This is a genomic window from Streptomyces sp. KR80 (assembly GCF_052245555.1).
Lineage (GTDB): Bacteria > Actinomycetota > Actinomycetes > Streptomycetales > Streptomycetaceae > Streptomyces.
In genome coordinates, this window is record NZ_JBQQCD010000043.1 from 1 (window position 1) to 14,908 (window position 14,908).

Sequence of the window (14,908 nt, forward strand, 5' to 3'; positions counted from 1 at the left end):
CCCCCCCCCCCCCCCCCACGGCCCGGAGGGACTAGGTCCTGTCCGGTCGGTCAGGCCGGATCAGTGAGCGGGGTCTGGTGCCGTGCATCGCAAGGCGGAGGAGGGAGTCCATGCGGAGCATCGGCGACCGACGACAACGCGGCGAGGTGCGGTGCCAGGGCACGCGAGCCCGGCATGATCGGCCGGATAGGGCCTAGAGACGTCCCCCGAAGACCGCGCCCGTCCCGCCGGTCACCTGGGCCAGTGCGTGCTGCGCCAGGCCTTCGGGCCCGGCTGTGGCAGCGCGCGGCGCGGCACATTACGGGTCTTGTCCGCCCACTCGTCCAGCTCCTGCGGCGCCGCAGTCGCGGACGAGGCCGCCGCGGCGCGGGCTTGGACCACCGCCAGTGCGGCGGCCAGCTCCTCGGGTGTCGGGTTGCCCCGTACGACCTTGAACATGAGCGCCTCCAAGGGCTGTGCGGCTCGTGCGTTTACAGCGGGATGTTGCCGTGCTTCTTCGGCGGCAGGGCCGCGCGCTTGTTGCGCAGCGTCCGCAGACCGCGGACGATCTGGCGCCGGGTCTCCGACGGCATGATCACCGCGTCGATGTAACCGCGCTCGGCCGCCACGTACGGATTGAGCAGCGCGTCCTCGTACTCGGTGATCAGCCGGGCCCGTACCTCCTCCGCCTGCTCCGGCGTCTCGGCCGCGGCGATCGTGCGGCGGTGCAGGATGTTCACCGCACCCTGCGCGCCCATCACCGCGATCTGCGCGGTCGGCCAGGCCAGGTTGAGGTCGGCGCCCAGGTGCTTGGAGCCCATGACGTCGTACGCGCCGCCGAAGGCCTTGCGGGTGATGACGGTGATGAGCGGGACGGTGGCCTCGGCGTAGGCGTAGATCAGCTTGGCGCCGCGCCGGATGATGCCGTTGTACTCCTGGTCGGTGCCGGGCAGGAAGCCGGGCACGTCCACGAAGGTCAGCACGGGGACGTTGAAGGCGTCGCAGGTGCGGACGAAGCGGGCGGCCTTCTCCGACGCGTCGATGTCGAGGCAGCCGGCGAACTGCATCGGCTGGTTGGCGACGATGCCCACCGGGTGCCCCTCGACGCGGCCGAAGCCGGTGACGATGTTCGGCGCGAACAGCGGCTGCGTCTCGAGGAATTCGTGGTCGTCGACGAGGTGCTCGATGATCCGGTGCATGTCGTACGGCTGGTTCGCCGAGTCCGGGATCAGCGTGTCCAGCTCGCGGTCCTCGTCGGACAGCTCCAGGTCCGCTTCCTCGGGGAAGGCGGGCGGCTCACTCAGGTTGTTGGAGGGGAGATAGGACAGCAGCGACTTCACGTAGTCGATGGCGTCCTTCTCGTCACCGGCCATGTGGTGCGCGACGCCGGAGGTGCTGTTGTGCGTCCGGGCACCGCCGAGCTCCTCGAAGCCGACGTCCTCGCCGGTGACCGTCTTGATGACGTCGGGACCGGTGATGAACATGTGGGAGGTCTTGTCGACCATCACGGTGAAGTCGGTGATCGCGGGTGAGTAGACGGCGCCGCCCGCGCAGGGGCCGACGATCAGGCTGATCTGCGGGATCACTCCGGAGGCGTGGGTGTTGCGGCGGAAGATCTCGCCGTACATGCCCAGGGCGCTCACGCCCTCCTGGATCCGGGCCCCGCCGGAGTCGTTGATGCCGATGACCGGACAGCCGTTCTTCAGCGCGAAGTCCATCACCTTGACGATCTTCTCGCCGAAGACCTCGCCCAGGGCGCCGCCGAAGACCGTGAAGTCCTGGGAGAAGACGGCCACCGGGCGGCCGTCGACCGTGCCGTAACCGGTGACGACGCCGTCGCCGTACGGGCGGGTCTTCTCCAGGCCGAAGTTGGTCGAGCGGTGGCGCGCGAACTCGTCCAGTTCGACGAACGACCCCTCGTCGAGGAGCAGGTGCACCCGTTCACGGGCCGTCAGCTTGCCCTTCGCGTGCTGCTTCTCGACGGCGCGCTGCGAGCCGGCGTGCGTCGCCTCTTCGATGCGCCGCTGCAGATCCGCGATCTTCCCCGCGGTGGTGTGGCTGCTTCGATTGTTTTCTGGGGCGTGTTCCGGCTCGGACATCGGGATGCGGCTCCTGCTCGTCCTGGACGTCGATCTGGGCTACCGACCCGTAGCGTATCGGCGACGTTGCGCTGTGGCAGTGCGGTGTTTGCCACATCGCTCGGCCTTCGCGGGCGGCCCGAGAGCTGATACGGGCACTCCGGTGACCGGTGGCTGGGAAAGGATCCGGCCCTCCGGAGCCTGTGTGGCCAGTATCCGTCCGATCGGGCCGATGTGGATCCGTCCAACCGGGCGGGACATGGCTGATCATGCCGGGCCGAGCGCCGCAGCCCGGCCTACGCTTGCCGCATGACCCCGAAGCCGCCCGGCACCCCGGGCAATCCGGAGCCCCACCGCCCCGAAGGCCGCTGGTCCGACCTGGAGCGGCCGCCGCTCAACGCCGCGGCCCTGCGCCGGGCGCTGGTCCGGCCCGACGGGCTGTGGACCTCCCTCGACGTGGTCGAGGTGACCGGGTCCACCAACACCGACCTCGCGGACCGGGCGCGGGCGGGCCAGGCTCACCAAGGCACCATCCTCGTCGCCGAGGAACAGTCGGCCGGCCGCGGGCGGCTGGACCGCCACTGGACGGTCCCGCCCCGCTCCGGGCTGATCTTCTCCGTTCTTTTCGAGCCGAACGTGCCGGTCGAGCGGTGGGGCTGGCTGCCGCTGCTGGCCGGGGTCGCTACGGCCACCGCGCTCTCCCGCGCCGCAGGCGTCGACACCGCGCTCAAATGGCCCAACGACCTGCTCGTGCAGGTCGGTGACGAGGAGCGCAAGGCCGGCGGCATCCTCGCCGAGCGCGCCGGAGAGGGCGTGGTGATCGGCATCGGGCTCAACGTGTCGCAGCGCGCCGAGGAGCTGCCGGTGCCGGACGCCGGGTCGCTCGCCCTCGCCGGGGCGGCCTCGCTGGACCGGGACCCGCTGCTGAGGGCCGTCCTGCGGGCGCTCGAACGGTGGTACGCGGACTGGACGGCGGCCGACGGCGACCCCGGGGCGAGCCGGCTGCAGGAGGCGTACGCCGCCGGGTGCTCGACCCTCGGCAGAACAGTGCGCGCCGAACTCCCCGGTGAGCGCGAGCTGATCGGGGAAGCCGTGGCGGTCGACGGCGACGGCCGACTCGTCCTCGCGACGAAGGACGGTGTGCAGCAGCCCGTGGGGGCCGGGGACATCGTCCATCTCCGGGCGGCCGGATAAGAGTGAGCTAGGGCACACCTGCCGTATCGTTGAGGCGCCGGACCAGGCAGGAACTGGGATCCGGACCAGGCGGAGCGGGCGGAGCGGCGTGAAGTGATCGGCAGGGCTGTGCGCAGGGATCGGACAGGGGGCGGGCGGTGACCGTGGACGACCCGGGCGCGGGAGGTGGCACGGGCCCGCAGGGTGCGGACGGCCAGCACCCGAACCCGCACCGCACCACGCGCTCCGACGATGTTCCCTCCGGGGTTCCGCGCGCCGCTCGCCAGCGGACTTCGGCCCAGGAGGCGGCCCCAGCAGCGCCGGACGCAGCCCAGGACGTAGCCCCGCAGGACCCCCAGGACGCCGAGGTGCCGGACGAGGGAAATCCGCTCACGCTCCGGCTCGAACAGCTGATCCTGGGTGCCGAGCGGCGCTACACCCCCTTCCAGGCCGCGCGCAGCGCCGGCGTCTCCATGGAGCTGGCCTCACGCTTCTGGCGGGCCATGGGCTTCGCCGACATCGGTCAGGCCAAGGCCCTGACGGAAGCGGATGTACTCGCCCTGCGGCGGCTGGCGGGTCTGGTCGAGGCGGGCCTGCTGAGCGAGCCGATGGCCGTGCAGGTGGCCCGGTCCACCGGACAGACCACGGCTCGGCTCGCCGAGTGGCAGATCGACTCCTTCCTGGAGGGCCTGACCGAGCCTCCGGAGCCCGGCATGACCCGTACCGAGGTCACCTATCCGCTGGTCGAGCTGTTGCTGCCGGAGCTCGAGGAGTTCCTGGTGTACGTCTGGCGGCGGCAGCTGGCCGCCGCGACGGGACGGGTGGTGCAGGCCGGGGACGACGAGGAGATGGTCGACCGGCGGCTGGCGGTGGGCTTCGCGGACCTGGTGGGCTTCACCCGGCTGACCCGGCGGATGGAGGAGGAGGAACTCGGCGAGCTGGTCGAGGCCTTCGAGACCACTGCGGCCGACCTGGTCGCGGCGCACGGCGGTCGGCTGATCAAGACACTCGGGGACGAGGTGCTGTTCGCCGCGGACGAGGCGGCTACGGCGAGCGAGATCGCGCTGCGGCTGATCGAGACGATGACGCATGACGAGACGATGCCGGAGTTGCGGGTCGGCATCGCCTTCGGGACGGTGACGACCCGCATGGGCGACGTCTTCGGGACGACGGTCAATCTCGCGAGCCGGCTGACGTCGATAGCGCCGAAGGATGCGGTGCTGGTGGACGGCGCGTTCGCGGAGGAGTTGATGCGCTCCGGGGACGCGCCGGAGTCGGAGGCGGAGGCCGCGGCGGCGGAGAAGGAGGGCGAGGCGCCGGCGTCGCCGTACCGCTTCGCGCTGCAGCCGATGTGGCAGCGGCCGGTGCGAGGGCTGGGCATCGTGGAGCCGTGGCTGCTGACCCGGAGGGGCTGACTGGCACCTTTTCCGTGCTGCCCGGTCCCCTCCTGCTCGTCGGCGGCCGCCGATGCGATGATGCCTCGCGTCAGGTTCACGGTCGTTAACCGAGAGGGCGCGAGATGGGCGAGCAGCGGTACGGGGAGTGGGTCGTCGTACGGCGGCACGGGGAGCATGTGGCGGAGCTCGTGCTGGACCGGCCCAAGGCCATGAACGCCGTCTCGACGGACATGGCGCGCCTTCTCGCGGAGGCGTGCGCGGCATTGGCCGACGACCGGACCGTGCGGGTGGTGGTACTGACCTCCAGCCATGAGCGGGCCTTCTGTGTCGGCGCGGACCTGAAGGAGCGCAACTCCTTCACCGACGCCGATCTGGGGAAGCAGCGCCCGTACACCAGGGCCGCGTACACCGGAGTGCTGGAGCTGCCGATGCCGACGATCGCCGCCGTGCACGGCTTCGCCCTCGGCGGCGGCTTCGAGATCGCCCTGTCGTGCGATCTGATCGTGGCGGACCGGACCGCCGTGGTCGGGCTGCCCGAGGTGTCGGTGGGTGTCATCCCCGGTGGCGGGGGTACCCAGCTGCTGCCGCGGCGCGTCGGTGTCGCCCGGGCAGCCGAGCTCGTCTTCACCGCGCGGCGAGTGGCGGCCGAAGAGGCGCGGGAGTTGGGGCTGGTGGACACGCTCGTCGAGGCGGGGCAGGATCGCGCCGAGGCGCTGGCGCTGGCGGGGCGGATCGCGGCGAACTCGCCGCTCGGACTGCGCGCGGCCAAGCGCGCCCTGCGGCTCGGCCACGGGCTGGACCTGCGAGCGGGCCTGGAGGTCGAGGATGCGGCGTGGCGGAGCGTGGCCTTCTCCGGTGACCGAGCGGAGGGGGTCGCGGCCTTCAATGAGAAGCGCACGCCGCAGTGGCCGGGAGAGTAGACCCGCGAAGCGAGCACGAACATGAAGATTCATCGTCCGAACGGGGCGAATGGCGTCAAATGTTCCTACGCTGGACTGCAAGGTGTGCATTCGTTCACGGAATGTGAGGATCCGGTGTCGGGCGACGGCGGCGGACGTGATGCGCGGCTGAGGGCCGTGGTGGGGCTGGCCCAGGCCATGGCCGCCGCGCAGAGCCCGCTCGAGTCCCTGCGCGCCGCGGCGGAGCGTGCCCAACGGGCGCTCGGCGGCACCTTCGCCGCGCTCTCGGTGTGGGAGCGGGAGCTCGGGCGGCTCCGGGTGCTCGTCAACGTCGGCGAACTCGCCGAGGGCGAGGAGGAGTTCCCCGAGGACGAGTCGTACCCGGTGCACGAGTTCCCGGAGATCGCCGAGTTCCTGCACGACCGGTGGGCCGGGGGCGGCGAGCCGCACGCCTGGGTGGAAACCGCCGCGAGTGAACCGCGGGACGCGCCGTCCGGTCCTGACCGTCACGTGCCCCCGAGGAGCGGCGGCTGGGGGAGGGCGGCGGCCCTGCGGCGGCGGGGACGTGGCTGCTGCGTGGTCGCGCCGATCGTGCTGCACGGGCGGGCCTGGGGTGAGCTGTATGTGGCGCGCGGGACCGGGGCGCCGGGCTTCGACCGGGACGAGGCGGACTTCGCCACGGTTCTGGCGGCGGTGACGGCGGCCGGGATCGCCCAGACGGAGCGGCTGGAGGAGGCGCGCCGGCTCGCCTTCACGGACCCGCTGACCGGCCTGGCCAACCGCCGCCTGGTGGACCAGCGGCTCGACGAGGCGGTGGAACGGCACCTGGCCGACGGTACGGTCGTGAGCCTCGTCGTCTGCGACATCAACGGGCTGAAGGAGGTCAACGACTCGCTGGGGCACGCATACGGGGACCGCCTGCTGGAGCGCTTCGGTTCGCTGTTGTCGCTGTGCGGCGCGATGCTGCCGGGCGCTCTGGTGGCACGGCTCGGCGGCGACGAGTTCTGTCTGCTGGCGGTGGGGCCGCCGGTGGACGAGGTGGTGCGCACGGCCGAGGATCTGTGCCGCCGGGCGTCCGAGCTGGACCTCGGCGAGGGGGTGGCCTGCGGGATTGCCTCGACCGGCGAGGCCATCGGGCCACTCGGATCCGCCCGCCGCCTCTTCCGCCTCGCGGATGCCGCCCAGTACCGGGCGAAGGCGGCCCGCTCCCAGAAGCCGGTGGTCGCCGGCCGCGAGGGGCCGGACGACCCGGTCGTACGGCTCGCGGAGGCGCCTCCGGAGCGCGGTCCCGAGCGCCGTCGCTTCCGCAGCCGGGGCTGAGGTTCGTCATGCGGTCGCCGACGGGCCGCGCCCCTTAGCCTGCCCCGGGGCGTCCGCCCGCGCTCGCGCTCGGGGACAGGTGCGGAACCCCGGGTGACATTCAGAGATTCAGTCTTTAGGGTGCCTGAATATGAGTATGCACACTGTGGTGGTGGGGACGTCCGGGACGAGCGCCGAGGACGTCGTGGCCGTGGCCCGCGGCGAAGCGCGGATCGAGCTCTCCGCGGAGGCGCTGGCCGCGCTCGCCGCATCCCGCGAGGTCATCGACGCGCTCGCCGCCAAGCCGGACCCGGTGTACGGCGTCTCGACCGGCTTCGGCGCCCTCGCCGTACGGCACATCAGCCCCGAGCTGCGGGCCCAGCTGCAGCGCAACATCGTCCGCTCGCACGCTGCCGGCATGGGCCCGCACGTCGAGCGCGAGGTCGTGCGGGCCCTTATGTTCCTGCGGCTGAAGACCGTCTGCTCGGGGCGTACGGGCGTCCGCCCGCTGGTGGCGCAGACCATGGCCGCGATCCTGAACGCGGGCATCACCCCCGTCGTCCACGAGTACGGCTCGCTCGGCTGCTCCGGCGACCTCGCGCCGCTCTCGCACTGCGCGCTCACCCTCATGGGAGAGGGCGATGCCGAAGGCCCGGACGGGGTCGTGCGCCCGGCGCACGAGCTGCTCGACGCGCACGGCATCGAACCCGTCGTCCTCCGCGAGAAGGAGGGCCTGGCGCTGCTGAACGGCACGGACGGGATGCTCGGCATGCTGGTGATGGCCTGTGCCGACCTCGCGCGGCTGTTCACCGCGGCCGACATCACCGCCGCGCTCACCCTGGAGGCCCTGCTCGGGACCGACAAGGTGCTGGCTCCCGAGCTGCACGCGATTCGCCCCCACCCCGGTCAGGCCGTCAGCGCCGCGAACATGCTGAAGATCCTGACGGGCTCCGGCCTCACCGGCCACCACCAGGACGAGGCGCCCCGGGTCCAGGACGCCTACTCCGTCCGCTGCGCCCCACAGGTCGCGGGCGCGGGCCGCGACACGCTCGCCCACGCGCGGCTGGTCGCCGACCGCGAGCTCGCGTCCTCGGTCGACAACCCTGTCGTGCTGCTTGGGGGTCCCTCCCATGCCGGAGGCTATGGGGGAGGAAGGGTCGAGTCCAACGGCAACTTCCACGGGGCCCCCGTCGCGTACGTCCTGGACTTCCTCGCCGTCGCCGCCGCGGACCTCGCCTCGATCGCCGAGCGTCGCACCGACCGGCTGCTGGACAAGCACCGCTCCCACGGCCTGCCGCCCTTCCTGGCCGGCGACCCCGGCGTCGACTCCGGCCTGATGATCGCCCAGTACACCCAGGCCGCCCTGGTGAGCGAGATGAAGCGGCTCGCCGTCCCCGCCTCGGTCGACTCGATCCCGTCCTCCGCAATGCAGGAGGACCACGTCTCGATGGGCTGGTCCGCGGCGCGCAAGCTGCGCCACGCCGTGGACAACCTGACGCGGGTCATCGCCGTCGAGCTGGTCGCTGCGACCCGGGCGATCGAGCTGCGCGACGGCCTGAACCCGGCGCCCGCGACGCGGGCCGTGCTGGCCGCCGTGCGCGATGCGGGGGTCGAGGGGCCGGGCGCCGACCGCTACCTGGCACCGGACCTGGCCGCCGCGGACGCGTTCGTACGGTCGGGCAGGCTCGCGCGGGCCGCGGAGTCCGTGACGGGGCCGCTGGCCTGAGCGCCGCGCAGACCGCGCTCAGCTCTCGCTCCGGCCTGGCTCCGCCGCGGCGGCGAGGTCAGAGCTCGGTTGTACGGGAGCGGCGCGCGGTGGCGGCGACCATGACCGCGCCGATCCCGAGGAAGACCGTCCCGCCCACCAGATAGGGAGTGGTGTCCACACTGCCGGTGTCCGCGAGCGCCAGGTCCTGGGAGCCGCCCTGCGGGGACTTCTCCGCCGCGGCCGTCTCGACCCGGCTCCGAGCGGGCCCGGAGTCCTCCACCGTCGCGTTGGCCGACGGGACGAACCACAGTGCGCAGAGCACCGACCCCGCGGCGGTTGCGGTCAGCAGCGGGCGACGTGCGGACACGGAACGGACCCCCTTGGCACCGGAGAATTGGCCGTCCGGGCAGATGTTAGTAACAGGTGCGGGTCGTGGGAAAGTCTGGAGTCCCGGGCCCCTTACGCTCCGCGCATGAGAACTGACGAGACATCACGTTTTGTGCGGCTCGGTGTGGAACTCGTGCTGCAGGTCACCGACAAGGGTGAGCTCACCGGAGCCGCCTTCGATCGCATCGGCGAGGACGAGTTCATGCCCGACGAGGAACGCGGCCACGCCCGGTCCGCGGTCCGGGACGACACGGCGGAGGCGCTCTCGTACCTGGTCGACCCCGTCGACCTGGTACGCGGCGTCCCCGGGGTGGAGCTGGCCCAGGCCTCCTGGAGCAGCGAGCTGGTCGACTACGATCCGGAGGCCGCGGAGTGGGGGCTCGGCGACTTCGACGACCTCGACGACCTCGACGAGAAGAGCGAGGGGGACGAGGAGCTCGACGGATTCGAGGTCATTCGTGAGGATGAAGACCAGCCGCAGGGGGAAGGCGGCGCCAGAAGGGCGTGAAAACCGGTCCTCAAGGCCCCGAGCGGCCCCCCTGTGCGGCCTGCGGCCCTCCCGTTCGCACGTGGCGTTCCCCACAATCTTGCCCCCGGGGGAACCGGACGAATAGGAATCCGTGTTCTGTGGTGTAGTGACCCACGGTCCGGTTCGGGGATCCAGGGACATCGGTAGCAATGGAGAGGCGTGTGATGACGTACGGTAAGCGCCGCAGAAGCCTGGCGGCCGCGGCCGCGCTGCTCGGCGGCGTTCTGACGCTCACGGCGTGCGGCGGTGACGGCGGCGACGAGGGCGGCACCGACGGTCGTGCGAAGTCGCAGGCCCAGGTGGACCGGCAGGCCGCCAAGGACGCCTCCGACGCCCGAATAACGATCACCCCGAAGGACGGCGCCAACAACGCCGGCATCAACAACGACGTCAAGGTCAAGGTCGCCGGCGGCAAGCTCACGAAGGTCGCGATGATCGCGGTCGCGACCGGCACCGAGGTCCCGGGCACGCTGTCCCCCGACGCCAGGTCCTGGAAGCCGGACTCCCAGCTGGAGCGCTCCACCAAGTACAAGATCACCGCGGAGGCCAAGGACTCCCGGGGACGTGAGGCGACCGAGAACTCCACGATCACCACCGTCTCCCCCGCCAACAGCTTCATCGGCAGCTTCACCCCCGAGGACGGCTCGAACGTCGGCGTCGGCATGCCCGTGTCGATCAACTTCGACAAGGCGATCGTCAACCAGAAGGCCGTCGAGTCGGGGATCAAGGTGACCTCGTCCAGCGGCCAGGAGGTCGTCGGCCACTGGTTCAACTCCAACCGTCTGGACTTCCGGCCCGCGGGGTACTGGCAGGCCGGCTCCACGGTGACGCTCAAGCTCGACCTCGACGGTGTGGAGGGCGCGCCGGGCGTGGAGGGCGTCCAGGACAAGACCGTCAGCTTCACGATCGGCCGCAGCCAGGTCAGCACCGTCGACGTCAAGACCAAGCAGATGACGGTCGTCCGCGACGGCAAGACGATCAAGACCATCCCGATCTCCGCGGGCAGCCCCAAGAACCCGACGTACAACGGTCAGATGGTGATCTCCGAGAGGTTCACGAAGACCCGGATGAATGGTTCCACCGTCGGCTTCAAGAAGAAGAACGGCAAGGGCGAGTACGACATCAAGGACGTGCCGCACGCCCAGCGGCTGTCCACCTCGGGCACCTTCATCCACGGCAACTACTGGGGCGCCGACTCGATCTTCGGCAGTGCCAACACCAGCCACGGCTGTGTCGGCCTGAACGACGTCAAGGGCGGCAAGGACAGCAAGCAGCCCGGCGCCTGGTTCTACGACAACTCGATGATCGGCGACGTCGTGGTCGTCCAGAACTCCGAGGACAAGACCATCGCGCCGGACAACGGGCTCAACGGCTGGAACATGCCGTGGAGTGAGTGGGTCGCCGGCAGCGCGCTCAGCTGACGCTGGGTCATCTCTCGATCTCGGGAGCCCGGGCTCCCGGCCGCCCCGAACCACCGGGGCGGCCCGGTCCGCCCCCTCTCCAACCGCCAGGCGGCGGTCGGCATCTCGCCGACCGCCGCCTTCGTCGTGACGGAGCCGCGGTGCGCGGCCGCCCTGGCGCCGCCACCGCGCCTGCGGCGCATGCCGTCTGAGCCGCTCCAGCGGTGGCGGCCCGTGCGTGGTTGGCGGGGAGGGCGCTTGCGTGCCTGGGCAGCCTGGCGCCGCCCGTTGTGGCTGCTCGACGGCTCCCGGGCGGCCAGCTGGGCGTCGGTGACGGCGACCGCGGGCACGCCTCCCCACGCGGGGCCTTGCCGATCGGTGTCGTGTGAGGCGCTTCAGCGGTGGCCTGGCCGCGCGTGGTTGGCGGGAAGCGGGGAGGCGCTTCCGCGCTCGGGGTGTGCGCTGTGGCCGGAGGGGGAGTCATGGTCACTGGGCGAGCACCCGCATGAGGAGGTGGGAAACGGCTGGTGCCGCAATTCGTCACCCTCGTCCCACTGTTGAGCAGGTACCCCATAGCTGCATACTCAACTCCAGGGGGGCCGGGGGGCTCCCCGTTGGTGCACAACGACACCAGGGGGAACGTTGCAGAGACAACTCAAGAGAGCCGGTGCCACCACGGTCGCCATCGCCGCGGCCGTGGCGATCACGGCGGGATTGACCGCCCCGTCGTCGGTCGCAGAAGAGCGGACGACCGCTCGGCAGGCGACGAAGTTCACTGGACGCACCGGTCCCGTGGCGCACTGGATCACCCTCATCACCGGTGACCGGGTCGCCGTCGACGCCAAGGGCAAACCGGTGAGCATCCGGCATGCCAAGGGCCGTGAGCACATACCCGTGCAGATCCGCCGTACCTCGGACCACAGCTACGTGGTGCCGCGGGACGCGCAGCAGCTGATCCGCCAAGGGCGGGTCGATCAGCGGCTGTTCGATGTCACGACCCTCAGCCGCCCCGAGTACCGCGAGGCCCACCGCGACGGCCTGCGCCTCATCGTCACCTACCGGGGCGCCAAGCCCGCTGCCAAGGCGGATCTGCGCGCTGCCGAGGACACAGACGTACGCCGCACCTTCCCGCGGATCAACGCCGACGCCGTACAGGCCGGGCGGCAGTCCTCGGCCGCGGCGTGGGACGCGCTGACCCGGGAGCCCCGGGGCGCCGCCGGGTTCCGTACGGCTGCCTCCGGAGTCGACACGGTGTGGCTGGACGCCATCCACAAGGCCGGCCTCGACAAGAGCGTGGCGCAGATCGGCGCTCCCGAAGCCTGGAAGGCCGGTTTCGACGGCAAGGGCACGAAGATCGCCGTGCTCGACACCGGTGTCGACCAGACGCATCCGGACCTCGCGGGCCAGGAGGTCGCCGAGAAGAACTTCTCGGCGTCCCCCGACACCAAGGACCGCTTCGGCCACGGCACGCACGTCGCCTCCATATCCGCCGGTACGGGCGCCAAGTCCGGCGGGAAGTACAAGGGCGTCGCGTCCGGCGCAGGCCTCCTCGACGGCAAGGTCCTCGACGACCAGGGCTACGGCGAGGACTCCGGCATCATCGCCGGCCTGGAGTGGGCGGCCGCGGAAGGCGCCGACATCGTCAACCTCAGCCTCGGCGGCCCGGACTCCCCGGGCGTCGACCCGCTCGAGGAGGCGGTCAACAGGCTCTCCGCCGACACCGGCACCCTGTTCGTCATCGCGGCGGGCAACTCGGGCGACCTCGGCCCGGGCACCGTCGGCTCACCGGGCAGCGCCGACGCCGCGCTCACCGTGGGTGCGGTCGACAAGAAGGACAAGCTCGCCTCCTTCTCCAGCACCGGTCCGCGCGTCGGCGACGGCGCCGTCAAGCCCGATCTGACCGCGCCGGGCGTCGACATCGGTGCCGCCGCGGCCCCCGGCAGCATCATCGCCAAGGAGGGCAAGCCGGTCGCGCCCGGCTATGTCGCCATCTCCGGCACGTCGATGGCCACCCCGCATGTCGCGGGCGCGGCGGCGATCCTCGCCCAGCAGCACCCCGACTGGACCGGCGCACACATCAAGGCCGCGCTCACCGGCTCCACGAAGCCCGGCACGGGTTACACCGCCTTTCAGCAGGGCTCGGGCCGCGTCGACGTCGCCAAGGCCATCAAGCAGGCCGTGGTCGCCGAGCCGGCCTCGGTGAGCTTCGGCACCCAGCTGTGGCCGCACACCGACGACCAGCCGGTGACCAAGAAGGTCACCTACCGCAACCTCGGCACCGAGCCGGTCACCCTCGACCTGACCATCCAGGGCACGGGACCGGACGGAAAGCCCGCACCCGCCGGGATGTTCACCTCCGACACCCAGCAGCTCACCCTCCAGCCGAAGGGCGAGGGCACGGTGTCCTTCACCGTGGACACCAAGCTCGGCGGCACCCTGGACGGGGCGTACAGCGCCGCGATCACGGCGACCGGCGGCGGGCACACCGTCCGTACGGCGGCGGCCGTGGACCGCGAGGTCGAGTCGTACGACGTGACGGTCAAGCACCTCGGGCGCGACGGCAAGCCGACCAAGCTCTACGCGACGCTCCTGGACGGCATCGGCGGCCTCGGCATGGGGAAGATCTTCTTCCCGTACGACGAGAGCGGCACGGTCAAGGTACGGGTGCCCAGGGGGCGTTACGTCCTCAGTTCCGACATCGCCGTCGACGCGGAGGAGGTGTCCAAGGGCCTGGACTGGATCAACCAGCCCCAGCTCGAGGTCACGAAGCCGACCACGGTGACCGTCGACGCGCGGACGGCGAAGCCGGTCGACATCAAGGTCCCCGACAGCGCGGCCAAGGCGGTGTTCGCCTCGCCCGCCTTCTCGGTCTCGACCCCCGACCTCACCTCCGGCTACGGCTGGTGGCTGGACTCGTACAAGGGCTTCCGCACCGCGCACCTGGGCCCGAAGCCCGCGGCCGGCGAGCTGTTCCAGCAGTTCCCGGGCACCTGGACCAAGGGCGGCGGCACCCAGTACGACCTGGCCTACGGCGGCCAGGTCGGCCGGCTGGCGACCGGTTACACCCAGCACGCCAAGAAGACCGACCTCGCCAAGCTCACCGTGAAGCTCGGCGCCTCGGTGAAGAACAGGACCGGCCTCCTCTGGCCGATAGCGCTGATCCCCGGCAGCAACAGCGGTTCTGCGATCAGCCCTACCGTGAAGCTGCCGAGCAGCAGGACCTTGTACGTCAACGGGGCGGGCGTGCAGTGGGCGCTCGACTTCGCGCAGGTCGGCGGCGAGGACTTCGAGGCCGTCTACTCGATCGGCCCGAAGACCTACCAACCCCGCAAGAGCTACGAAAAGGTCTTCAACGTCGGGGTCTTCGGGCCGAAGGTGACCAAGCAGCTCGGCATCGGTCGCAAGGGCAACACGATCGAGGGCAGGCTGCCGGTCCACGCGGACGGCAAGGGGCACCTCGGCGGCTCGCTGTATGACAAGGCGACCACCACGCTGTACCGCAACGGCGTCAAGGTCGGCTCCGTCGACGACGCGCTGGACGAGAGATCGGCCTTCACCGTGCCCGCCGGCAAGGCCGCCTACAAACTCACCACATCGGTCACCCGCAGCAAGGTGGCCTCGGTGACGACCAGGCTGACCGCGAGCTGGACGTTCTCCTCGAAGAAGACGAGCGAGCCGACCCGGCTCCCGGCCTCGACCGTCCGGTTCAGCCCGGCGCTCGCGGCGGACAGCACCGCCAAGGCCGGTGCGATGGCCCGGATCCCGGTCACGGTCGAGGGCTCGGCCGCCGGCCGGAACCTGAAGTCGCTGGCCGTGTACGTGTCGTACGACGGCGGCAAGCACTGGAAGAAGGTCAAGGTCGCCGGCGGCAAGGTGACGGTGAAGAATCCCAAGGCGGGGAAGGGCATCTCCCTGCGGGCCACGGTCACCGACAAGCAGGGCAACACGCATACGCAGTCGCTCTACAACGCCTACCTGGGCAAGTAAGAGGGACCGCAGCGCCGCAAACGGCCAGCGCGAAGCCGGTCGATGTGGAGACGCTCTGGGCCACCGGTCAGG

The 14,908-nt window shown here is 71.2% G+C and carries 11 protein-coding genes; 8 read left to right on the top strand and 3 right to left on the bottom strand.

The features are described 5' to 3' along the window. Positions 1-231 precede the first annotated feature (231 nt). Positions 232-438, bottom strand: coding sequence for an acyl-CoA carboxylase epsilon subunit (locus tag ACTWQI_RS29690; RefSeq protein WP_443275187.1), 207 nt, complete (start codon positions 436-438; stop codon positions 232-234). 32 nt (positions 439-470) lie between these two features. Next, the gene (locus ACTWQI_RS29695) at positions 471-2,078 is read right to left on the bottom strand and encodes an acyl-CoA carboxylase subunit beta (RefSeq protein ID WP_443275189.1); all 1,608 of its coding nucleotides are present in this window, start codon (positions 2,076-2,078) and stop codon (positions 471-473) included. A gap of 288 nt (positions 2,079-2,366) precedes the next feature. Between ACTWQI_RS29695 and ACTWQI_RS29700 the strand changes: the two genes are divergently transcribed. The 5 genes from ACTWQI_RS29700 to hutH all read left to right on the top strand — a co-directional run bounded on the left by ACTWQI_RS29700 (position 2,367) and on the right by hutH (position 8,551). After that, a complete protein-coding gene (locus ACTWQI_RS29700; protein ID WP_443275190.1) occupies positions 2,367-3,251 on the top strand; it encodes a biotin--[acetyl-CoA-carboxylase] ligase in 885 nt (294 codons plus the stop codon). Between the two features lie 347 nt (positions 3,252-3,598). Next, positions 3,599-4,645, top strand: a complete 1,047-nt coding sequence (locus tag ACTWQI_RS29705; RefSeq protein ID WP_443275202.1) for an adenylate/guanylate cyclase domain-containing protein — start codon at positions 3,599-3,601, stop codon at positions 4,643-4,645. 104 nt (positions 4,646-4,749) lie between these two features. Beyond that, positions 4,750-5,547 (top strand): enoyl-CoA hydratase/isomerase family protein, encoded by a 798-nt coding sequence (locus ACTWQI_RS29710; RefSeq protein ID WP_443275192.1) that lies wholly within the window; start codon positions 4,750-4,752, stop codon positions 5,545-5,547. 177 nt (positions 5,548-5,724) lie between these two features. Continuing rightward, positions 5,725-6,846, top strand: coding sequence for a diguanylate cyclase domain-containing protein (locus ACTWQI_RS29715; protein ID WP_443275204.1), 1,122 nt, complete (start codon positions 5,725-5,727; stop codon positions 6,844-6,846). Between the two features lie 130 nt (positions 6,847-6,976). Further along, complete coding sequence (hutH, locus tag ACTWQI_RS29720) at positions 6,977-8,551, top strand: histidine ammonia-lyase (protein ID WP_443275194.1); 1,575 nt, start codon at positions 6,977-6,979, stop codon at positions 8,549-8,551. Positions 8,552-8,609: 58 nt separating this feature from the next. On the opposite strand, the gene ACTWQI_RS29725 is transcribed toward hutH, so the two are convergent. Further along, positions 8,610-8,900, bottom strand: a complete 291-nt coding sequence (locus tag ACTWQI_RS29725; protein WP_443275195.1) for a hypothetical protein — start codon at positions 8,898-8,900, stop codon at positions 8,610-8,612. Between the two features lie 105 nt (positions 8,901-9,005). Between ACTWQI_RS29725 and ACTWQI_RS29730 the strand changes: the two genes are divergently transcribed. The 3 genes from ACTWQI_RS29730 to ACTWQI_RS29740 all read left to right on the top strand — a co-directional run bounded on the left by ACTWQI_RS29730 (position 9,006) and on the right by ACTWQI_RS29740 (position 14,836). Continuing rightward, on the top strand, positions 9,006-9,428 hold the full coding sequence (locus tag ACTWQI_RS29730) for a hypothetical protein (RefSeq protein ID WP_443275196.1): 423 nt from the start codon (positions 9,006-9,008) through the stop codon (positions 9,426-9,428). Between the two features lie 185 nt (positions 9,429-9,613). Further along, positions 9,614-10,870 (top strand): L,D-transpeptidase, encoded by a 1,257-nt coding sequence (locus ACTWQI_RS29735; protein ID WP_443275198.1) that lies wholly within the window; start codon positions 9,614-9,616, stop codon positions 10,868-10,870. A 621-nt stretch (positions 10,871-11,491) separates the two neighbouring features. After that, a complete protein-coding gene (locus tag ACTWQI_RS29740; RefSeq protein ID WP_443275200.1) occupies positions 11,492-14,836 on the top strand; it encodes a S8 family peptidase in 3,345 nt (1,114 codons plus the stop codon). The last annotated feature ends 72 nt before the right edge of the window (positions 14,837-14,908 follow it).